19 protein-coding genes and 5 pseudogenes are annotated in these 20,375 nt (G+C 32.0%); 8 read left to right on the top strand and 16 right to left on the bottom strand.

Annotation, left to right across the window (positions count from 1 at the left end; all coding sequences use genetic code 11):
- Positions 1–91: 91 nt before the first annotated feature.
- The 6 genes from AC1RYN_RS16860 (at position 92) to hflX (ending at position 4,897) form a co-directional block, all read left to right on the top strand.
- Positions 92–1,003 (top strand): hypothetical protein, encoded by a 912-nt coding sequence (locus AC1RYN_RS16860; RefSeq protein WP_481807864.1) that lies wholly within the window; start codon positions 92–94, stop codon positions 1,001–1,003.
- Positions 1,004–1,265: 262 nt separating this feature from the next.
- Positions 1,266–1,529, top strand: a complete 264-nt coding sequence (locus tag AC1RYN_RS16855) for a DUF5689 domain-containing protein (RefSeq protein ID WP_481807863.1) — start codon at positions 1,266–1,268, stop codon at positions 1,527–1,529.
- Between the two features lie 210 nt (positions 1,530–1,739).
- Positions 1,740–2,042 carry a DUF5689 domain-containing protein gene (locus AC1RYN_RS16850; protein WP_481807862.1) on the top strand — a complete coding sequence of 101 codons (303 nt, stop codon included), beginning with the start codon at positions 1,740–1,742 and terminating at the stop codon, positions 2,040–2,042.
- Between the two features lie 183 nt (positions 2,043–2,225).
- Positions 2,226–2,555: a choice-of-anchor J domain-containing protein gene (locus AC1RYN_RS16845; protein ID WP_481807861.1), complete on the top strand. Its 330-nt coding sequence runs from the start codon at positions 2,226–2,228 to the stop codon at positions 2,553–2,555.
- A gap of 142 nt (positions 2,556–2,697) precedes the next feature.
- A complete protein-coding gene (locus AC1RYN_RS16840; protein WP_481807860.1) occupies positions 2,698–3,558 on the top strand; it encodes a hypothetical protein in 861 nt (286 codons plus the stop codon).
- Positions 3,559–3,664: 106 nt separating this feature from the next.
- Positions 3,665–4,897, top strand: a complete 1,233-nt coding sequence (gene hflX, locus AC1RYN_RS16835; protein ID WP_481807859.1) for a GTPase HflX — start codon at positions 3,665–3,667, stop codon at positions 4,895–4,897.
- 39 nt (positions 4,898–4,936) lie between these two features.
- Here hflX and AC1RYN_RS16830 read toward each other — a convergent pair whose 3' ends face one another.
- The 6 genes and pseudogenes from AC1RYN_RS16830 to AC1RYN_RS16805 all read right to left on the bottom strand — a co-directional run bounded on the left by AC1RYN_RS16830 (position 4,937) and on the right by AC1RYN_RS16805 (position 9,156).
- Positions 4,937–5,869: a DUF3078 domain-containing protein gene (locus AC1RYN_RS16830; protein WP_481807858.1), complete on the bottom strand. Its 933-nt coding sequence runs from the start codon at positions 5,867–5,869 to the stop codon at positions 4,937–4,939.
- An 81-nt stretch (positions 5,870–5,950) separates the two neighbouring features.
- A complete protein-coding gene (locus tag AC1RYN_RS16825) occupies positions 5,951–6,460 on the bottom strand; it encodes a DUF2480 family protein (protein ID WP_481807857.1) in 510 nt (169 codons plus the stop codon).
- A 68-nt stretch (positions 6,461–6,528) separates the two neighbouring features.
- The gene (locus tag AC1RYN_RS16820) at positions 6,529–6,852 is read right to left on the bottom strand and encodes an SUF system Fe-S cluster assembly protein (protein ID WP_129540193.1); all 324 of its coding nucleotides are present in this window, start codon (positions 6,850–6,852) and stop codon (positions 6,529–6,531) included.
- Positions 6,853–7,071: 219 nt separating this feature from the next.
- Positions 7,072–7,497 (bottom strand): SufE family protein, encoded by a 426-nt coding sequence (locus AC1RYN_RS16815; RefSeq protein WP_481807856.1) that lies wholly within the window; start codon positions 7,495–7,497, stop codon positions 7,072–7,074.
- Positions 7,498–7,500: 3 nt separating this feature from the next.
- On the bottom strand, positions 7,501–7,926 hold the full coding sequence (locus AC1RYN_RS16810; RefSeq protein WP_481807855.1) for a hypothetical protein: 426 nt from the start codon (positions 7,924–7,926) through the stop codon (positions 7,501–7,503).
- 13 nt (positions 7,927–7,939) lie between these two features.
- Positions 7,940–9,156, bottom strand: a pseudogene (locus tag AC1RYN_RS16805) (aminotransferase class V-fold PLP-dependent enzyme).
- 221 nt (positions 9,157–9,377) lie between these two features.
- On the opposite strand from AC1RYN_RS16805, the pseudogene AC1RYN_RS16800 reads away from it, so the two are divergent.
- Positions 9,378–10,726, top strand: a pseudogene (locus tag AC1RYN_RS16800) (serine hydrolase domain-containing protein).
- A gap of 348 nt (positions 10,727–11,074) precedes the next feature.
- Here the strand turns inward: AC1RYN_RS16800 and AC1RYN_RS16795 are convergent.
- The 7 genes and pseudogenes from AC1RYN_RS16795 to AC1RYN_RS16765 all read right to left on the bottom strand — a co-directional run bounded on the left by AC1RYN_RS16795 (position 11,075) and on the right by AC1RYN_RS16765 (position 15,689).
- Complete coding sequence (locus AC1RYN_RS16795) at positions 11,075–11,560, bottom strand: SufB/SufD family protein (protein WP_481807854.1); 486 nt, start codon at positions 11,558–11,560, stop codon at positions 11,075–11,077.
- A gap of 115 nt (positions 11,561–11,675) precedes the next feature.
- Positions 11,676–11,891, bottom strand: a complete 216-nt coding sequence (locus tag AC1RYN_RS16790) for a SufD family Fe-S cluster assembly protein (protein WP_481807881.1) — start codon at positions 11,889–11,891, stop codon at positions 11,676–11,678.
- Positions 11,892–11,951: 60 nt separating this feature from the next.
- Positions 11,952–12,362: pseudogene (locus tag AC1RYN_RS16785) on the bottom strand (Fe-S cluster assembly protein SufD); the annotation flags it as partial.
- A gap of 83 nt (positions 12,363–12,445) precedes the next feature.
- Positions 12,446–12,835: pseudogene (locus tag AC1RYN_RS16780) on the bottom strand (four helix bundle protein).
- A gap of 79 nt (positions 12,836–12,914) precedes the next feature.
- Positions 12,915–13,660: pseudogene (sufC, locus tag AC1RYN_RS16775) on the bottom strand (Fe-S cluster assembly ATPase SufC).
- 165 nt (positions 13,661–13,825) lie between these two features.
- Complete coding sequence (gene sufB / locus AC1RYN_RS16770; protein ID WP_129540186.1) at positions 13,826–15,274, bottom strand: Fe-S cluster assembly protein SufB; 1,449 nt, start codon at positions 15,272–15,274, stop codon at positions 13,826–13,828.
- Positions 15,275–15,359: 85 nt separating this feature from the next.
- Complete coding sequence (locus AC1RYN_RS16765; RefSeq protein ID WP_129540185.1) at positions 15,360–15,689, bottom strand: HesB/IscA family protein; 330 nt, start codon at positions 15,687–15,689, stop codon at positions 15,360–15,362.
- Between the two features lie 213 nt (positions 15,690–15,902).
- On the opposite strand from AC1RYN_RS16765, the gene AC1RYN_RS16760 reads away from it, so the two are divergent.
- Positions 15,903–16,760: an MBL fold metallo-hydrolase gene (locus tag AC1RYN_RS16760; RefSeq protein ID WP_481807853.1), complete on the top strand. Its 858-nt coding sequence runs from the start codon at positions 15,903–15,905 to the stop codon at positions 16,758–16,760.
- A gap of 76 nt (positions 16,761–16,836) precedes the next feature.
- On the opposite strand, the gene AC1RYN_RS16755 is transcribed toward AC1RYN_RS16760, so the two are convergent.
- The 3 genes from AC1RYN_RS16755 to AC1RYN_RS16745 form a co-directional block, all read right to left on the bottom strand.
- Entirely contained in the window at positions 16,837–17,532 is a 696-nt protein-coding gene (locus AC1RYN_RS16755; protein WP_481807852.1) for a glycoside hydrolase family 78 protein, read from the bottom strand.
- Between the two features lie 2 nt (positions 17,533–17,534).
- Positions 17,535–19,148, bottom strand: a complete 1,614-nt coding sequence (locus tag AC1RYN_RS16750; RefSeq protein WP_481807851.1) for a T9SS type A sorting domain-containing protein — start codon at positions 19,146–19,148, stop codon at positions 17,535–17,537.
- 407 nt (positions 19,149–19,555) lie between these two features.
- Entirely contained in the window at positions 19,556–20,161 is a 606-nt protein-coding gene (locus AC1RYN_RS16745) for a leucine-rich repeat domain-containing protein (protein ID WP_481807850.1), read from the bottom strand.
- Positions 20,162–20,375: the final 214 nt, after the last annotated feature.

The following is a 20,375-nucleotide window of genomic DNA, read 5'->3' as shown; positions in this document are numbered from 1 at the left end:
TTGATTTTTTTACGCAATTTACATTCACTTATCATAAAATCGATTTTTATCTTGCTAAAGTTTTTTTAGTTCAACTTATCAAAGAGAAGGCTTGTATCAAAATGGAATTTATGCTACTAATTGTTTCGGGAAAAGTAAGAAAGTAAATTTCGAAACTTTTGCTTTCAAAGGAGGCTTGACTTATAAAATATCAGGAAAACAATGGTTGTTTTTTAATGGCGCCTATTTAACTCAAGCCCCTACAATTAGAAATACATTTCCTAACGCACGGCTTAATAATAATATTGTTAATGGGATAGAAAGCATGAATATAAGTAGTGTTGAGGGGAATTATATTTACCATGCGCCTAAGTTAAAAACACGACTCACTGGTTATTATTCCTTGATAAAAAATGCGACACAAACATTCTCTTTTTTATCCGAAGGGATCTTCGATGATGGTGCAGGTTATGATAATACAAATGCTTTTGTAAGTCAGGCGTTGACGCATTTAAATAAAAAGAATATTGGAGCAGAACTTAGTTTTGAATATCAAATTTTACCAGCATTTAAAACTACTTTGGCTGCTGCATATGGGCGGTATATCTTTACTAGCAATCCTAATGTTACAATTGCAACTGATGCGAAAGCATCTTTAATAAATAGTAATCCCGTTTTTAATTTTGGAACTGCAGCATTGAAGAATTATAAACAGCAAGGGATACTCAACAAGCTTATTCCTTACGGAATTGAATCTCGAAATCCTAAGTATTGGTGGCTTGGGACTAATATAAATTACCTCACAAATTCTTATATAGATGTAGCTCCAATTTCTAGAACAGCACAGTTTTATATTAATCCTAAGAGTGGTTTCCCTTTTCCAGAAGCTTCACAGGAAAGAGCCAAGGTGTTATTGAAACAAGAAAAGTTCGATCCAATTTCGTTATTAAACATTACAGGAGGGAAATCATGGCGTATTCGTCGAAAATATGTATCCTTTTTTGTAAGTATCAATAATGCTTGAATACGATTTATAAAACTGGAGGTTTTGAACAGGCGAGGAATGCGAATTTCCGTCGATTAGACCAACAAGAATAGAGCGGAAAGCCATCATTTGGTCCGAAATATTTTTATGGATACGGAAGAACTTATTTTAAGTACTCGCAATTAACTTATGAATTTTTAAAAGTATTTAATATGAAAAACAGATTTAACTCTTTGGTTTTCTCAATAATAGCTCTTGCCTTTTAAATTGTGCTGGAGACGAAACTGCTATTCCAGAACTTATGTGTAATCAACCGGATTTAATCGCAAATAGATCATTTGCTGAGTTTTACAATTATACCAATCCTGTTGCAGCAAAATATTTGTATGATGATATTATCGAGGGATATGTAGTTTCAAGTGATGAATCGGGTAATTTTTTTAAAACAATATCTATTCAAACACTGCCAATTAAAAATGTTGTTACACGAGGATTTAGTATAGGTGTTGATGCAACAAATTCATATATAGATTATAAGTTGGAAGAAAGGTATTTATCAAATTAAAAAATCAATTTACCGATATTAACTATGGAAGTTTGCGAATCGAAGTATTGTTTTTAATGCTTACGGAAATGCTTCAGTTGGAAGAATTGACCAAAATGATTATAAGAATATACTTAATGCTTCTTGCGTTGTAATTGATGAAAATAAGCTGGTGCGTTCGGTTACAGTACCAGAGTTATTGAATGATGTAATATTAATACTCTAGTAGAATTGTCTAATGTTCAATTTTCTGATGCTGCTATGGGGCGTCATTATTATGAAGAAACCAATAATGTTGGTGGTGCTACCAATTGGAATTTGCGAGATAAGGCAGGAAATCAAGTTATTTTTAGAACGAGTAAATACGCAAATTTTGCAAGTAAATTAGTGCCAAAAGGAAGTGGGACAGTTCGAGGAACTTTGACGAAATATGGTTCAGATTATCAAATTATGGTAAGATCTGATAAGGATATATTGATGGAGGGAAAACGTTCTGTTCCGTTTTTTTCAGAAGATTTAAATGGTACAAAATAATGTAAATTTTAGCCTCCCCAGGCTGGAGTAATATTGTAGAGAAAGGAACTAAATTATGGAAAAGTGTTGTTTATGCTGGTAATGGTTACGCTGAGTTTAATACAACAAGCACAACAGCTGCCGAAATTGTTGCATGGCTAGTTTCTCCCAAGATAAATATGGAAGATTATCAAAAATTCGGTGTTGTCTTTCAGAAGCGCACAGCATGATTTAAAAGTTGATTCCTCATTGAATTCTTTGGAAGTTTATGTGTCAACTAACTTTGATGGTTCTAATGTAGCTAAGGCAAACTGGACTAAGTTAGAAGCGGTTCTTCCTTCATTGTCTACTCCTGTTCGTCAATTTATAAGTTCAGACCGAATTGATTTGTCTTCCTATTCAGGAAATATTCATATAGGATTTAAGTATGTCGGATCAGGAAAAGATAAAGTACTCAATGGCGCTTTTATGATAGATGATGTTGTAATTGTAGGGGATAAAGTAAAGACTCTATGTGGAGTTGGATATTTATAAAATAAGCATAAATATCTAGTGTTCAGTTAGTATTAGATAACTTGTTTTGAAAATATATAATTAGATTTAGTTTTTTGACTATGATAACAGTATTCTTTCCATGTTTTTTGTATTTTGGTCATCCCAAATCGATATAAATACCATGATGAAAAACTACTTCATTGCCATTTTTATGATGGCTTTTTCATGCTTGATCCACAGTCAAGATCAGCAAATTAAGTTGAAACAAATAAATGTCGTTAAGACTAATTACCGCGATTTAAAAAGTGGTGAAATTGAAAATAAAACTGTTTTGTTTCAAGACGGTAAACTTCTAACTATAAAAACATCCGATGTTGTTCATAGTTTTTTCTATAATCCAAAAGGACTTTTGGATATGACAGTAAAAGAGAGAATAGGAAGTAACTGGAAAGAAGTTGTAAAGTATAGCTACGATAAAGACGATAGGATTACTAAGTTCATGAAAAAATACGATGAGAATGGCGAGACTGTAACCAAAACAGTAACGATGAGCTATGAAGGTGCAAGAATTAAAGTAATAACCAAAAAGAGCAATGTGCATACTGTAATAGAAGATATTGAATATGTTGTTGAAAAAGGACTTATTATAAGACGTTCTTCTAGAGATAGAAATCAACAAATTTTCAATAAAATCGAATATGTATATTCTAATGATAATGTTATACGTCATAAAGGAGTGCTTGGTGAAAAAATGATTAATAATTTTATTTTTGATGACAAAAAATCAGTTGATTTATTAATTGTTCAAAATTTATTTGGGCCAAACTATAAAGTAATTGTACCATTGATCTCTTTTCATGAAGATGAATTTAGCTTTGAATCTATTTCATCTAATAACGAATTGACTTTTACACCATCTTCAACAAATTATACTGGAGTATCAGGAAAATATAAGTATAATGTATTGAATTATCCAATATCATCCTCTTTTTTAGAGCAAAATGGGATTGTGAAAATTGATAAAACTTATATTTACGAATAGGATTATTGCTAAATAACAATTGATGTCTTTGTTTTTGTATTTAAAAAAAGAGATCAATTAGCTTTAGTACCTTGCAAATCACTAAATTTGTAACTTATTTAAAGTTATGTTAGAAAAAGAAGTGCTAAATTTTGAGAAAACAGCCATTGTTGGGATTGTAACTCAAAATCAAAGTGAAGAAAAATTAAATGAATATTTGGACGAGTTAGAGTTTTTAACTTTTACTGCAGGCGGAGAAGTTATAAAACGCTTTACGCAAAAAATGGAACGTCCAAACCCTAAAACTTTTGTTGGAACTGGTAAAATAGATGAAATCAATCTTTTTGTAAAAGAACATGGTGTTTCAACTTTGGTTTTTGATGATGAATTATCTCCTTCACAACAGAAAAATATCTCCAAAATTATAGATTGCAAAATCCTTGATAGAACGCATTTAATTCTAGATATCTTCGCTCAAAGGGCTGAAACATCTTATGCAAGAACTCAAGTTGAATTGGCGCAATGTCAATATTTATTGCCTAGACTTTCAGGAATGTGGACGCACCTTGAGCGTCAAAAAGGAGGTATCGGAATGCGTGGACCTGGAGAAACTGAAATCGAGACAGACAGACGTATCGTTCGTGACCGAATTGCATTATTGAAAGAAAAAATAAAAACTATTGATAAGCAAATGGGTGTGCAGCGTAGTAATCGTGGCGCAATGGTTCGTGTAGCTTTGGTGGGATATACCAATGTTGGTAAGTCAACTTTGATGAACGCTGTTGGTAAAAGTGATGTTTTTGTAGAGAACAAATTGTTTGCTACGTTGGATACAACCGTTCGAAAAGTGGTTATTAAAAACTTACCGTTCTTGCTTTCAGATACAGTTGGTTTTATTCGTAAACTGCCAACTCAATTGGTAGATTCATTCAAAAGTACACTTGATGAGGTTCGTGAAGCCGATTTGTTATTACATATTGTAGATATTTCTCATCCGGAATTTGAAGATCATATCGAATCTGTTAATCAAACTTTATTAGATATTAAGGCTAATGATAAACCAGTTATCATGGTTTTTAATAAGATAGATGCTTACAAGCATCTTACTATCGATGAGGATGATTTAATTACTGAAAAAACACCAAGACATTATACCATCGAAGAATGGAAAACTACTTGGATGCATCGTCTAGGCGAGCAAAATGCTTTGTTCATTTCGGCAACTAATAAAGAAAATTTTGAGGAATTTAGAGAACGTGTATATGAGTCAGTTAGACAAATTCATATTACTAGATTTCCGTATAATAAATTTTTGTATCCTGATTATAAGGATGCGATTGAAAAAGAAGATGAAGAATAAAAAAAGCGCTTGCATTTGCAAGCGCTTTTTTTATGTCTCTTAGAATAAGTAATTTACCCCTAAGCCAAAAACTTCTCTTGTTTGAAATCCTTGAAAAGCATTGTCGTCATAAATTGCCTGAAATGATAAGTTTGTTGATAGGAATTTGTTTATTTTCATTACAATATTCAATGAATAATCAATGTCAACATTTTGTGGATCTTCGAGATAATTTGAATATAAATTTAAAATGTTCTCGGCAGAAACGTTAGTCATTATATTAAGTTTGTAATATGCCGAAGCGTAGAAACCTAATTCATAACGCATCGTTTTATTTGCTTTAACGCCAAAATAAGACTCGTCTACGTATCCAATGTCAGATGTGTACAGTTTGTCTACAAAAGTCATTTTAGAGGTCACAGGGGCGAAATTTAGTTTTAAATTGTCATCCTTCTTCCAGAAAATACCTGGTCCAAACGTAAGATAACCTGGAGACAAGAAATTTGTATTTTCAGTTCGTATTTCTGCACCATTTGCATCTTGGCCATACACATATCCTTTTGTGAATTGTGTTCTGAAATTTACAAAAAAGGAGTAGTACCAATCACCGAATGCTCTTTTTCCGTAAATAGAATTAATTTCTAATCTGTCATCTGTTTTTTTCTCAAAGTCAGAGTTTTCAGTTTGCAAGATACCATATGAAGCAAGAATTTTGTTGTCCCAGCTAATGTCATCTTTCTTGTAATTGATGTTGTAATTAATACCTAAGTTTCCTGAGATATTATTTTCACCACCAGCAATCCAATTGTTGAAATTTGATTGGTTAAAAAGAAACGAAACATTTCCTGTGCTTTTCCATCCGTTTCCTGTAGTGTCGGATATGAATTTAACTGCCTTTTCGGTGTTTTTTATTAATTCTTTTTCGGTGTTCTGTGCCTGTACAAGCGAAAAGCTTGCTAGGAAGATAAAAAGGAGTTGAAGAGGATTTTTCATAGGTTCCTTGTTTAGTGTTGATTTAAACAAATATACTAAAAACCATGAAATTGTTAAAAAATACGTAATTTTAATTGTAAATTATTTCTTGCTCTCTTTGTATAAAGGCACAGCAGAGCATGCTTCTCCATACATAATACTTCTTGCGAAAGGCTGTAAATAGTGGGCAGCCAAAATATAGGCACGTGTAGGAACTGGCTTTTTAGAACATCCTTTTATGATTACAGGTTTACTTTTATATACTGAATAATCGATATTACGTAGAATTTCTTCGTAAAGGCTAGAATCTAAATCTTCGAGTGTGCCATCGACAATTTTTTTAGCAAATGGAGCTAATTGAACAGCTACAAGAATAGAAGCCCAAGCAGGAACGATAGCATCAGTACTACAATTAATAGCGACATAAGCGTCTTGGTATTGTGACCAATTATGATTTTTAAGATGCTCACGAAAGTCTTTTTCTTTCAAAAGAAACCCCTCAAGGAGCCATTCTGAAATGTCAATCTGAGCACGAAGCCCTTTTGGATAATAATCCTCAAGGTCAAAAACTTCTAAGGCACTATTGGCAACTTTATTGATTATTTCTTCCATATGAAAAGTTGTTTTCAAGTTTAAAGTTTCAAGTTAAGTAACCTGAAACTTTAAACTTGAAACAAATATTAAAGCATTCCTAATTCTAATTTAGCTTCTTCACTCATTAATTCTTTGCTCCAAGGCGGGTCAAAAGTTATTTCTACTTCTGCATCTTTTACGTTTTCGATAGATTTTACTTTTTCTTCAACCTCTCTAGGTAAGCTTTCGGCTACTGGGCAGTTTGGAGATGTCAATGTCATTAATATTTTTACTTCGTAATCAGTATTTACCATTACGTCATAAATTAATCCTAATTCGTATATATCTACAGGAATCTCAGGGTCGTAAATTGTTTTTAAGATTTTTACGATTGATTCTCCTAATTCGTTAGTGTCTATTTCTTGTTCCATTTTCTTGTTTTTGTTTTTTCACCATATAAATGATGTAGGTTCATTTTAAACAGCAAGCTTATTTTTTTACCATTAAGATAATAAGAAAATTAAGTTTTGCTTCTTTAAGAAATTTAATGTCTCAATGTTTTAATTATTTATAGTAAGATGATTAATCTTGCTTCTTAATGAAGCTTAATATCTTAATGGTTTAAATTAAAAACATTATGTTTTATTAATTTAATTTTTATTTTTTGAGTCGAATGCCAAGGCATACATCTTGATGTTTTTTATCATCGAAACCAATCCGTTGGCACGGGTTGCAGATAAATGCTCTTTCAAACCAATTTCATCAATAAAATTTACGTCAGCTTTTAAGATGTCTTCTGGCTTTTGATTAGAGAAAGCTCTAATTAAGATTGCAATGATACCTTTGGTTAAAATAGCATCACTGTCGGCTGTAAAAACAATTGTATCATCATTCTGTTCGCCTTGAAGCCAAACTTTCGATTGACAGCCTTTAATAAGGTTGTCTTCGGTTTTGTATTCTTCTTTTATTAATGGTAGATTTTTTCCTAATTCGATAATATACTCGTAACGTTGCATCCAATCGTCGAACATCGAGAATTCTTCGACTATTTCGTTTTGTATTTCTTTTATTGTCATGTTCTATTCTTGAGTAAAAGCAACTAATAAAGTTACTAATTTTTCTATTTCTGTTGGTGGAAAACCGTTATCAAAACCTTTAGTTTCATATTTTTTTCCATTTTGTGTTATTCTTAAATTAGCAATAGCAGCTCCATCATGAAAACGTTTTTCGGTGGGTGCTTTTAGTTGTGGAATGGTTTCTAAATTTATCTTTTTAAATTCAGAAATAATTCTTGCCCATTGCGCCCCGTCTATTTTGTTTGTCACAGGTTCCTCTCCTCTGCTTTTAGTAATAGATACCATTTTATTTTTAACGACTATCTTTTGAAAATATCCACGTGACATTGCTGAATATGTTATCTCTACAGCACTCATATCTATATTCTTTTGGCTTACACAGCTGTTTCCAATAAAAATTGTCAGAATTAAAAAAGATAGTACTTTCATAGGTTTAGTTCGATTAAGATAGCATTATTTTAGCTTTTTTAACTGCTTCTACCATTAAATCAATTTCCTCTTTTGTATTATAAAAAGAGAAGGAAGCTCTAACGGTACCAGGGATTTCAAAGTAATTCATAATTGGTTGCGTACAGTGATGTCCAGTACGAACTGCAATTCCTAATTTATCAATTATTGAGCCAATATCATACGGATGAATTCCGTCGATATTAAACGATATTACTGAAGCCTTTTCTTTACCTGTACCATAAATTTTTAAACCTTCAATTTCAAGTAATTGTTTAGTAGCATGAGCCAGTAACTCTTTTTCCTGTTGTTGAATGTTCTCAAAACCTACACTGTTCATATAATCTACTGCAGTTCCTAAAACAATTCCACCAGCAATATTTGGTGTTCCTGCTTCAAACTTGTGTGGCAAATCAGCATAAGTAGTTTTCTCGAAAGTAACTTCTTTTATCATCTCGCCGCCACCTTGGTAAGGAGGAAGTTTGTTTAGCCAGCTTTCTTTTCCATACAAAATTCCAGTTCCAGTTGGTCCGCACATTTTATGTCCAGAAAAAGCATAAAAATCACAATCTAAATCCAAAACATCTGGCTTTAAGTGCGGTACAGCTTGTGCTCCATCTATTAAAACGGCAGCACCTACAGCATGAGCTTTCTCAATCATATATTTTATAGGATTGATAGTCCCCAAATGCATTCGAAATATGATTTACTGTAACTATCTTCGTTTTTTCTGATAGCAATGATTCGTATTCGCTTATGATAAGTTCTCCATCCTGATTCATAGGAATCACTTTAAGAGTGGCGCCAGTTTTTTCGCATAACATCTGCCAAGGCACAATATTACTGTGATGTTCCAAAGCAGAAACCAGTACTTCGTCTCCAGGTTTTAGTATTGAAGCAAAACCGTTTGCTACTAAATTAATCCCATGGGTTGTTCCAGAAGTAAATAGTACTTCATGTAAATGTTTAGCATTAATATGATGTTGGATCTTTACTCTTGAGATTTCGTAAGCATCGGTTGCTAATTGGCTCAAAGTATGTACTCCGCGGTGTATGTTTGCATTTATTTCTCGATAATATTTTGAAATCAAATTTAATTACAACCTGTGGTTTTTGTGATGTGGCTCCATTGTCAAAATATATCAAAGGTTTCCCGTTTACTTTTTGTGAAAGTATCGGAAACTCAGCTCTTATTTTATGAATATCTAGCATATCTTATTTAGAAAAATTCTAATTACAAAAGTACTAAAACTAAATTGTTTTATCCAGTAATTGCTAAATTTCCTTTTATGGTTTTAGATAATCCTATTAAAAACAATATTGTTTTACATATTTGGCATTTTTTGAAGGTTTGTATTTGATTTTGAGAGGATTCAAAGTTAATTTGTGAAGAAATTATGGTTATATTGCATTGTAAATTAACCTGTATTATTATGAAAAAAATCTTAAAATTACTTGTTCTTCTTCTTGTTATCATAATTATTTATTTCAGATTTACTACTTATCCTAAACTTGATTTGATTTCGGCTTTACTTCTAAAAGTATTGCTTCATGTCATTTCATAGATAATCGCTCGCAGGAATCGATTGAAAAAGGAGATAAGAATGATATTCCTTTGCTAGGCTTAGCAACAAATAAAATTAATGAAGAAGGAAAGTTTGCAACCTCTAGTGTTTATGGGTTAAAAGAACGAAAAGCAATTTATCGAGAGGGAATAGGTGCTACTTTAATTAATGATAACTTCGACATATCTAAACCGTACTTGGTTCCCAAAAGAATAAAATTGGCTAATAATTTGCCTTTTCCTTACGGGGACAAAGAGCCTAAAGATACTGTGTTTTCTACTGTTGATTATGCTAAATTAGAAAAAGCGATTGCGAATGCATTTGATGTTGCAGGAGAAAAAAATAAAAGAACAAGGTCGGTTTTAGTATTGTATAAAGACAAACTGATAGGTGAAAAATATGAGACAGGTTTTACTAAAAACAGCAAGTTACTCGGGTGGTCTATGACCAAAAGTATTACAGGAACGATGTTTGGAGTGCTTCAAAGACAAAAGAAATTTGATATTTACAAACCTGCTCCAATTGCTGAATGGCAAAATGATGAACGCAAAATTATAACTACTAATGATTTACTTCATATGAATTCGGGTTTAGAATGGGTGGAAAATTACAACACAATATGTGATGCAACTATCATGCTTTTTGAGTCAGAAGATATGGCAAAAGTACAACTAGAAAAGCCAGCTTTGTTTAAACCAGATACGCATTGGAATTACTCTTCTGGCACAAGTAATTTGTTGTCAGCTATTTTGAGAAAACAATTTAAGACACATCAGGAATATCTAGATTTTTGGTATTCCGCTTTAATAGATAAAATAGGAATGAACTCTACTGTTATTGAAACTGATATGGTAGGGAATTATGTTGGCTCTTCTTATGCTTGGGCAACTACCAGAGACTGGTCTAAATTTGGGTTGCTGTATTTGCATAAAGGGAACTGGAATGGAGAGCAGATTCTGGATGAAAGTTGGGTGAAATATGTATCTACTCCAACCAATACTTCTAAAGGGGATTATGGTGCTCAATTTTGGTTAAATGCAGGTGGAAAATATAAAGATGCACCTCGTGATATGTTTTACTGTAGTGGCTTCCAAGGTCAGAAAGTATTTATTATTCCATCTTTGGATTTAGTCATAGTAAGAATGGGCTTGACAGATGATCTTGAATTTGATTTTAATGTGTTTTTGAAGGAGATAACAGCAAGTGTTAGGAAATAATTAGAAATGAGAAAATATAGAATTTTATTGCCCCTTTATTTATGATTATTGGTTTTGTTTTAATTGGTTTTGCTTGGTCAATATATTATCGGAGTGCCTTTTAATTCAATTTGTTTGATATTGGGATTGGGTTTGTCTTTCTTCGGTTTTTTAGTATTTGTAATTGGATTATGGAAAAATCAATTTTAAGGATTGAGATATATCAAATGTTTTAGCCCTGATAGAAGTGAAAATCCTTTTTCTTTAAAAAGTAAAAGAAATCGCAAAGGGCGCAGAGTTTAATTACTAAACTTAGCGCCCTTTGTAAAACCTTTGGGTTAAATCTTTAAAGCCTTGCGGTTAAATTTTCTATAAATCAAATCCCATTTTTACTCCTAGTTTACTAGCAATAATTGTAGTGATTCGTTTTTTTAATTCTGGTATTTTGATGCTTTCAATAACGGCATTTGAGAATGCATACATTAATAATGCTTTTGCTTCTTTTTGAGGAATTCCGCGTGACTGCATGTAAAACATTGCTGTTTCATCTAGTTGTCCGATTGTGCAACCGTGAGAGCATTTTACATCATCAGCAAAAATTTCTAATTGTGGTTTTGCATTTATAGTTGCCTTATCGCTTAATAAGATATTGTTGCTTTTTTGAAATGCATTTGTTTTTTGCGCTACTTTTTCAACTAATACTTTTCCATTAAAAACTCCTATTGAGCGGTCTGTAAAAATTCCTTTGTAATCTTGGAAACTTTCGCAATTTGGAGTTGAGTGTTTAACTAATGTATAGTGATCTACGTGTTGTTTCTCGCCTATAATTGTTATCCCGTTTAACGTACTTGTCAATCTTTCACCGAAGTGATAGAAATTCAGATTGTTTTTTGGGTTAAATTCCCTCCAAATGAAAACGTATGAACCGATGCATGACTTTCTTGTTGTTGTGAAACGTAAGTATTGTCAATTAAATTGGCCTCGCTATTGTCATTTTGAATTTTGTAGTAATCAACATTGTAAGTGTTTTTTCAGCAAAAATTTCTGTAACAGCATTGGTTAAAACAGGGTTTTCATTTAAACTTTGGTGGCGCTCGATGATTTGCACATCAGAATTTTCACCTACAATTACCAAGTTTCTTGGCTGAACCATAAGTGCTGCTTCATTTCCTGTTGAGAAATACATGATTTCAATAGGTTTAGCAGCTACTTTCTTTTTAGGAATATTGATATAAGCCCCTTCAATTGCAAATGCAGTGTTTAAAGAAGTTAAACTGTCTTCTGTATTCGCGATTTGATTAAAAGCACTTATTGATAATCATTTTATATTTAGGTTTGGTTAATGCCGAAGACATTAAGAAACATCAATTCCATCGTGTGTTGTAGAAGATAAATGCGAACTGAAAACACCATCTATAAATACTACTTTATAGGTGTCTATTTCATGTATAAAATATTTTTTTACATGATTAAATTCAATTGCATTTTCTTGTTTTGGAAATACGGAAAAGTCATTTTTTAAGATGGCATTTAACGATGTATATTTCCACGTTTTCTCTTTTTTGGTTGGAAAACCTTTATTTTCGAAGTTTTTTATCGCTTGTGTTCTGATTTCATGAAGGTCTGAATTGACATCTACACGTTCCTCAAAAGCCATAAAAGACGATACTAATTTTTCTTTTAAATCCATTTTTATTTTGTTTCCTTCGGGGTTTCAGGTTTAAAGTTTCAAATTTTTATCTATTGAAACTTATTTCCTTTAAAATCCTTCTTATTAAGATAAGTGATAAAGTTTTTTATTTTACCGCTTAAGTTTTCATAATCTGTTTTTAAAATTTCAAACTTTTGTTCTGATATATATTCAAAATCAAAAACTCGATAAAGTTGGACATCTTGTTTCTCCAGCTTGACCTTTCGCAATGGATAAAAATTGTCAAAATTCTAAATTTCCATCTCTTTCAAAACCTTCTGCTATGTTGTCCATCACTGAACCAGATGATGCGTTTATTTGATTTTTAAATCTGAAATCTGATTTTAATTCAGTTTCATTTACAATGAGATTAATTTCTTTTGCTAATCGTCTCGCTTCTTTCCAAATTTCTAAATCTTCAAACTATTTATTGTTGCCATGGTTTTTTGTTTTAGGTTTAAACTTACAAAAGATAAGTTTAACTTGAAACTAAAAAAACATGAAACATGGAACAAAAATCTAGTTTTCCGCTTTAATCCAGTCGTATCCTTTTTCTTCGAATTCGTATGCTAATTCTTTTCCGCCAGATTTTACAATTTTTCCGTTGTAAAGTACGTGAACGAAATCAGGAACGATATAGTCTAGTAAACGTTGGTAGTGCGTGATAACGATAATTGCATTTTTATCACTTTTTAGCTTGTTAACCCCATTAGCAACAATTCTTAATGCATCGATATCCAAACCTGAGTCTGTTTCGTCAAGAATTGCTAATTTTGGCTCCAACATTGCCATTTGGAAAATTTCGTTACGTTTTTTCTCTCCACCAGAGAATCCTTCATTAAGTGAACGTGATAAGAATTTACGATCAATTTCTAATAATTCTGATTTCTCACGAATTACTTTCAGCATTTCATTAGCTGGCATTTCTTCTTGACCGTTTGCTTTGCGTGTTTCGTTAATTGCAGTTCTCATAAAGTTAGTTACACTAACTCCAAGGATTTCGACAGGATATTGGAATGAAAGAAATACACCTTTGGTGCTCTTTCTTCTGGTGCTAAATCGGCTAAATCTTCTCCATCAAGGAAAACTTCTCCTTGTGTTACTTCGTAGTTTTCGTTTCCAGCAATTACTGCAGAAAGTGTACTTTTTCCAGAACCATTTGGTCCCATGATAGCATGTACTTCGCCAGCTTTAACTTCTATGTTTATTCCTTTAAGAATTTCTTTGTCGCCAATTGAGGCGTGAAGGTTTTTTATACTTAACATGTTATTTTTGTTTAAAGTTTAAAGTTCAAGTTCTTTAGTTTTATTAAGGAACGGTTACTTTAAAATTTTTCTTGTTTAAACTATTTATTTTCAATTTAGGTTTTTGTAAAAGTTTTTATTTTGAAGTTTAAAGTGTGTTTTGTAAACTTTAAACCTGAAACTTTTTTAACCCACAGAACCTTCCAAAGAAATTTCTAATAATTTTTGTGCTTCTACAGCAAACTCCATTGGCAATTTATTTAAAACGTCTTTGCTAAAACCATTTACGATTAATGCAATTGCTTTTTCAGTTGGAATTCCACGTTGGTTACAATAAAATACTTGGTCTTCACCAATTTTACTTGTTGTTGCTTCGTGTTCTATTTTTGCAGAAGGGTTTTTGCTCTCGATATATGGAAAAGTATGTGCGCCACAATTGTTACCCATTAATAGAGAGTCACATTGCGAAAAGTTTCTTGCATTATCTGCTCGAGCACTTATTTGTACTAATCCGCGGTAGCTATTTTGTGATTTTCCAGCTGAAATACCTTTAGAAATGATTGTTGATTTAGTGTTTTTACCTAAATGAATCATTTTTGTTCCAGTATCTGCTTGTTGGAAATTATTGGTAACGGCAATTGAATAAAATTCACCTACCGAATTATCTCCTTTTAAAACGCAAGATGGGTATTTCCAAGTTACGGCTGAACCTGTTTCTACCTGTGTCCATGAGATTTTTGCATTCGTTTCGCATAAACCTCTTTTGGTTACGAAATTAAATACACCACCTTTTCCTTCTTTGTTTCCTGGATACCAGTTTTGAACGGTTGAATATTTGATTTCTGCATCGTCTAGAGCAATTAGCTCTACTACAGCAGCATGCAGTTGGTTTTCGTCACGACTTGGTGCTGTACATCCTTCTAGGTACGATACATAGCTTCCTTCGTCAGCAATAACCAATGTTCTTTCGAATTGTCCCGTTCCTGCTTGATTGATTCGGAAATAAGTTGAAAGTTCCATTGGGCAACGTACGCCTTTTGGAATATAACAGAAAGAACCATCTGAGAAAACAGCTGAATTTAATGCAGCATAAAAATTGTCTTTCTGTGGTACAACTGTTCCTAGGTATTTACGAACTAATTCAGGATGCTCTTTTATAGCTTCTGAAATTGGACAGAAAATAATCCCTTTTTCTCCTAATGTTTTTTTGAAAGTTGTAGCAACAGAAACAGAATCGACTACAATATCCATAGCGACATTGTTCATCATTTTTTGTTCGTCGACAGAGATTCCTAACTTTTTGTACATTTCTAAAAGTTCCGGATCTACATCGTCTAATGTTTTATTAGGATCTACTTGTTTAGGAGCAGAGTAATATGAGATTGCTTGGAAATCAGGTTTTTGATAATGTACATTTGCCCATTCTGGCTCGATCATTTCTTGCCATGCACGGAAAGCCTCAATGCGCCAATCGGTCATCCATTGTGGTTCTTCTTTTTTTAGAGAAATGGCACGAACAATATCTTCGTTTAGCCCAATAGGAAACGTTTCTGATTCTATATTGGTATAAAATCCGTATTCGTATTCTTTAGTTTCGAGTTCGATTTTTAAATCGTCTTCAGTGTATTTGCTCATTGTTTCAATATGGTCTTATAAGTTTGAATGTCTTAAGATCCGAAGTAAGTGTAGCTCCGTTTGATTTTATGACTTTCGACGTTGGCTAAAGTGAAAAACTTTCGCCACAACCACAAGTTCTACTTGCGTTTGGATTATTAAATACAAATCCTTTTCCGTTTAATCCACCTGAAAATTCTAATATTGTTCCAGCTAAATACAGAAATGATTTTTTTTCGACAGCAATAGTTATATCGTTGTCTATGAATATTTTATCGTCGTCTCCTTTGGTTTTGTCAAATTTTAAATCATATGATAAACCGGAGCACCCACCACTTTTCACCCCTACTCTTACGTAGTCATGTGCGGCATCAAAACCATCGTCTTTCATCAAGTCGATAATTTTCTTTTTGGCAGAATCAGAAACCTTTATCATTGTTATGTAGATTATTGTCTAAATTATTTGCAAAGATACTATATAAAAATCTTTTTCCACAACGGTTCACATTATTATAACAAATGTTAAAATAGATAAAGTCTATTTGATTTCCTTTAAAGCAAAAGGAATTTATTAAATTGCAGGATTAATCAAACAAAAGATTATTGAATCTTAATTTTTGTAACATTTGAATTTTTAAATAATTAAATAATGAAACTTTACCCAATAGAATCAGGAAATTTTAAATTAGATGGTGGTGCCATGTTTGGCGTTGTACCTAAAACAATTTGGAATAAAACCAATCCTGCTGATGAAAATAATTTGATAGATATTGCTGCAAGATGCTTGCTTATTGAAGATGGTAGCCGACTTATTTTGATCGATACAGGAATGGGGAATAAACAATCGGATAAGTTTTTTGGATATTATTCGCTTTGGGGAAATCATTCGATAGATAAATCGTTAGCAAAATATGGTTTTCACAGAGATGATATTACTGATATTTTTATGACGCATCTGCATTTTGATCATTGTGGAGGAAGTGTGCAATGGAATGTTGGCAAAACGGGTTATGAACCAGCTTTTAAAAATGCTAAATATTGGAGTAATGAAAATCATTGGGAATGGGCAACAAAACCTAATGCTCGAGAAAAGGCTTCTTTTCTGTCTGAAAATATTCTGCCAATGCAAGAAAGTGGACAATTAAATTTTATTAAGCGTCCAGAATCTGATTTTGGTTTTTCAGAAGAAATGAATTTTGGGATTTATTATGTCGATGGCCATACCGAAAAACAAATGATTCCACATATTCAGTATCAGGATAAAACGATTGTTTTTTGTGCAGATCTATTGGCTACAGCTGGACATATTCCGTTGCCATACGTTATGGGATATGATACAAGACCATTATTGACAATGCCTGAGAAGTCAAAATTTCTTAATGTAGCAGCAGATAATAATTATTATTTGTTTTTGGAACACGACGCACACAACCAAATCATAACTGTGGAACATACAGAAAAAGGAGTAAGGCTTAAAGATGTTTTTACTTGTGAAGAGATTCTTTAACTGTAATTAAAATTTAAAAAAAATCCCGTTTTCATAGTTTTGAAAACGGGATTTTTTAGTTTAGCTAATTGATGTTTTAGTTGGTTTTGAATTTCCAAACTTGACCAGCAGTTTCTCCGCCTTTATTGTCTTTTACAATAACTTGCCAATAATATCGTACGGCAGGTTCTAGTGTAACATCAAATGAAGTTGTACTTGTGTTCTCGCTTATTTTTGCTGTAGGTGGATTTGTTTTTCCAAAATAAACATCATACGTTAGAACATCTGAGACATCAACATCTGTAGCTTTCCATTTTAAAGTTGCAGTTGTGGTGCTTAATGTCGTATTAATATCAGGTTGTACTAATTCTGGAGAAAAAGGCAAATGATTCACCACAGCTTCGCCAGTAGTATAAAGTTTGTAAGTAGAGGAATAAGCACTAGATAGACCTTTACTATCTGTAGCTTTTACTCTCCAGTAATACGCTGTGTTTTTATCTAAATTTATCAATGAATTATCAGAGTTAGCTTCATTTGTTTTTATAACTTGAGCAAATGTATTATCTTTTGCTACCTGAATTTGATAAGTGATAACGTCTTTGTTGCTATCTGTAGAAGGTTTCCATTGAAAAGAAACAGTATTATCTACACATAGTTTATTGTCTGCCGGAGAAACCAATTCCGGTACTGTTGGTGCTACATTAGCTTCGGGAGTTGGATCTGAATCATCGCTACCGCCACCGCAAGCTGTAAATAATAAACTAATGATTAATAGGTATATAGAGTTCTTCATTTTTATTTTTTTATAATTTTAATGTATTCTGGAGTATCTAAATAGATTTTAGCGATATAAATCCCTGAAGCTTGGTTTTCAAGATTTAATTGTGCTTTTCCACTTTCGATAGGATATGTTTTAGCTGAAACTAATTGACCTCCGAAATTGTAAATTTCTATTTTGATTTCTTTTTTGTTTGAAGTGATTTCGATTTCAAAACTTCCTGAAGTTGGGTTAGGATAAGAAGATAAACTACTGGATTCAAAATCTGAAACAGAAACCTTTTTAGCGAAAATGCCTTCACAAGCTTTTGCAGTGGCTACTTCTACTAAAGCATTTCTAGTAACATCTACAGAAAAAGTACTATCATTGGTTTGAAACTGCTCTGTCCCGTCAACGAAAACGGTAAATGGCGCAGTTCCTGCTGTAATTTCAACATCAACTTTTCTAGCTGTTATATTAGATTTTCCAGAAATGGTTGCTCCTTTAGCGATAGTAACATTAAAGTTTTGTTCAAAAATTTGTCCAGGGATTGTGATTTTAATTTTGTAAACACCTGGAGTTAAATTAGCCACTTTTAGAATGTTGTTAGTAAAAGAATACGATTTGCTGTTAATAGTTGCAGTATAAGCAAATGATGTTTTTGCTACTATATTAATTTCTCCATTGTTTTCTCCTAAACAAGATTCAGCTTTAGTTTCTACAGCAAAATTGTTTGCTGGCAAAATCAATTCTCCAGTACATTCGGTATTATAAGTTGCAATAGCATCTTTCTTATACGGCCAATTGGTGTTGGCATAGGTTACATCATCAACAAGAATACAGTATAATTTTGGGTTTGACGTAAACGAGACATAGTTATTGTTCAGTAAAGTGTTTTTGCCATTTTTTATATTTAATGAAGTCAATTTATTATTATTAACTTTTAACCAATATAATTTTGCATTTGAAGAAAGGTCTAATGCTGTTAATTCGTTTTCATCAAGTATTAAATTTTGTAATAAAGTATGCGCTTTTAAATCTATATTTTTTAATTTATTTTTGGAAGCGACTATTCCAATCAATTTTGTATTTGAAGAAACATCTAATGTTGTTAATTCGTTTTCAGAAAGTGATAAATGTTCTAATAACGTATTTGTGCTAAGATTTATATTTTTCAATTTATTTGCAGAAGTATGTAATCCAGTCAATTTTGTATTTGAAGAAACATCTAATGTTGTTAATTCGTTTTTAGAAAGTGCTAAAAATAATAATAAAGTGTTTGCTTTAAGGTCTATGTTTTTTAACTGACATTCTTGAGCACTTAATGCGAGTAGCTTTGTATTTAAAGAAAGATTTAATGACATCAATTGGTTATTGTTTACATTTAAGTCAACTAATTCTTTAAATGCTTCAATTCCAGTTAAATCAGTAATTGAGGAACTGCTAAGGTCTAACATTTTGATAAAGGCAATAGCTTCAGTTGGGACTTTTCCATTAGGCTCTCCAGAATCAATACCTAAAGCGATTAATTTTTTTTCAAAGTTGGGATCAGGAATTAAAGTATATTGTATGTTTTCTGCACAAGCTTCAGAAGAGTAGCTTGCGGTTGCATCTTTTGCAATCCAGTTTTGATTTTGAGAATGCAGCATCATCAACTAGAATACAAAGTAGATTTGGATTTTGAGTGAAATTACCAAAAATAACCCTTTGCATGTTTACATTGTTTCCGTTTTTTAAATTCAGATAGAACAAATTATTTCCAGCACAATCAATTTCTTTTAGTTTTGTGTTTTTTGAAACATTCAAATTTTCCAATTGATTAAAACTAGCACTTAATGTAACAAGTTCAGTGTTTTTTGACAACTCTAGCTCAAGGATAGTGTTTGTGCTACAGTTTAAATTGTTTAATGAAATATTATTAGCAATAGATAATTCACTCAATTGATTGTTAGAACAATTTAAAGATGTGAGGGAAACAAAATCTTCAATTCCTTTTAGATTTTTGATTTTCAGAATTTTGAAACGTTTAGTGATTTTATGGTAACAATACTCGCAGTTGCTACTTTTCCGTTTTTCCATCTTTGTCTATTCCTAGAGCGATTAATTTATCTTCAAAATTAGAATCTGGAATTAAAGTGTAAGCAGAGCAATCTGTATTAAAACTTGCTTTTACGTCTTTCCTATCTCCCCAATTTGTATTTGAATAATTTTCATCATCTACTTGAATGCACATTAATAAAGGGTTTTGTGTAAAGTCAAGGGTTAAGTAGTTGTTTATGATGATTTTATTGTTTCCATTTTTTAAGTTTAAAGTAGAAAGATTATTATCTCCACAGTTTATTTCGTGCAACCCAGTGTTTTGAGAAAGATCCAGATTTGTTAATTGATTTGAAGAACAGCGTAATTTACTTAGTTTTTTATTGTTTGAAACATTGAGAGCTGTTAATTGATTTGAACTGCAAAATAAGTATGTCAGATTAATATTCTTTGAGATATTAATGCTTGTTAGTTTGTTACCAGTGATGTATAGTTCTGTTAAAGCAAGATTATTCGAAGTATCAAGAGTAGTAAGTTTATTAGTATCAGCATGTAACTCAGTCAAAGCAATGTTTTTAGAAATGTCGATTGCAGTCACCTGATTATTCTGAAAGTTTAATTGTGTCAATGCCGTAAATCCTGAATCCCAGTTAAATCAGAAATAAGAACTTCCATTTAAATTTAGATAAGTTATAAAATTGATTCTTGATGTTGCAATTTTACCGTCCGGAATTCCAGAATCAATTTTTAAGGCAATTAATTTATTCTCAAAATTAATATCAGGAATTAAAGAGGTGCTGCCTCCCTAACAACAGGAGCATGTATTAACCTTAGCAATACAT

This window comes from Flavobacterium sp. TC780 (genome assembly GCF_056783245.1).
This window is presented reverse-complemented; position numbering and strand designations above follow the sequence as displayed.

Coding starts and splice junctions, on each gene's coding strand:
- AC1RYN_RS16855 (WP_481807863.1), top strand. CDS start 1,266: ATGTGTAATCAACCGGATTTAATCGCAAATAGATCATTTGCTGAGTTT.
- AC1RYN_RS16840 (WP_481807860.1), top strand. CDS start 2,698: ATGATGAAAAACTACTTCATTGCCATTTTTATGATGGCTTTTTCATGC.
- hflX (WP_481807859.1), top strand. CDS start 3,665: ATGTTAGAAAAAGAAGTGCTAAATTTTGAGAAAACAGCCATTGTTGGG.
- AC1RYN_RS16830 (WP_481807858.1), bottom strand. CDS start 5,869: ATGAAAAATCCTCTTCAACTCCTTTTTATCTTCCTAGCAAGCTTTTCG.
- AC1RYN_RS16825 (WP_481807857.1), bottom strand. CDS start 6,460: ATGGAAGAAATAATCAATAAAGTTGCCAATAGTGCCTTAGAAGTTTTT.
- AC1RYN_RS16820 (WP_129540193.1), bottom strand. CDS start 6,852: ATGGAACAAGAAATAGACACTAACGAATTAGGAGAATCAATCGTAAAA.
- AC1RYN_RS16815 (WP_481807856.1), bottom strand. CDS start 7,497: ATGACAATAAAAGAAATACAAAACGAAATAGTCGAAGAATTCTCGATG.
- AC1RYN_RS16810 (WP_481807855.1), bottom strand. CDS start 7,926: ATGAAAGTACTATCTTTTTTAATTCTGACAATTTTTATTGGAAACAGC.
- AC1RYN_RS16790 (WP_481807881.1), bottom strand. CDS start 11,891: ATGTATTTCTCAACAGGAAATGAAGCAGCACTTATGGTTCAGCCAAGA.
- sufB (WP_129540186.1), bottom strand. CDS start 15,274: ATGAGCAAATACACTGAAGACGATTTAAAAATCGAACTCGAAACTAAA.
- AC1RYN_RS16765 (WP_129540185.1), bottom strand. CDS start 15,689: ATGATAAAGGTTTCTGATTCTGCCAAAAAGAAAATTATCGACTTGATG.
- AC1RYN_RS16760 (WP_481807853.1), top strand. CDS start 15,903: ATGAAACTTTACCCAATAGAATCAGGAAATTTTAAATTAGATGGTGGT.
- AC1RYN_RS16755 (WP_481807852.1), bottom strand. CDS start 17,532: ATGAAGAACTCTATATACCTATTAATCATTAGTTTATTATTTACAGCT.
- AC1RYN_RS16750 (WP_481807851.1), bottom strand. CDS start 19,148: ATGATGCTGCATTCTCAAAATCAAAACTGGATTGCAAAAGATGCAACC.